The organism is Thiolapillus sp., from assembly GCF_048562965.1.
In the GTDB taxonomy this organism is placed as follows: domain Bacteria; phylum Pseudomonadota; class Gammaproteobacteria; order Chromatiales; family Chromatiaceae; genus Thiolapillus; species Thiolapillus brandeum_A.
In genome coordinates, this window is record NZ_JBHNMF010001704.1 from 1 (window position 1) to 505 (window position 505).

General features: G+C 56.0%; 1 protein-coding gene. It reads left to right on the forward strand.

The annotated features are described in order from the left end of the window. On the forward strand, positions 1 to 505 hold a 505-nt coding region (locus ACOCD2_RS26315; RefSeq protein ID WP_419590683.1), incomplete at both ends, for a type I restriction endonuclease.

Consider the following 505-nt stretch of genomic DNA (forward strand, 5'->3'; position numbering starts at 1 on the left):
AACTTCCGCGAAAAATTCGAGGCGCTCAACCGCATCAACCTCACCGATGCCGAATTTGCCCGCCTGCTGGAGGGCATTATCAGCCCTGACACCTTCGCCTGCGCCGAGACCCTGCGCCACCCCAATACCTTCGAGCGGGAGGACGGCACGCCACTGCACTATCAACTGGTCAACCTCAAGGACTGGTGCAAGAACAGTTTCGAAGTGGTCAACCAGCTGCGCATCAACACCAAAAGCAGTTTCCAGCGCTATGATGTCATCCTGCTGCTCAATGGCCTGCCCCTGGTGCAGATCGAGCTGAAGACACTGCAGGTGAGTCCGCGCAAAGCCATGCAGCAGATCGTCGATTACAAAAACGATCCCGGCAACGGTTACACCAACAGCCTGCTGTGCTTCATGCAGCTCTTCATCGTCAGCAATCGCAGTAATACCTGGTATTTTGCCAACAACGCCAGTGAGCACTTCCGCTTCGATGCCGACGAGCACTTCCTGCCCCTCTACCAGT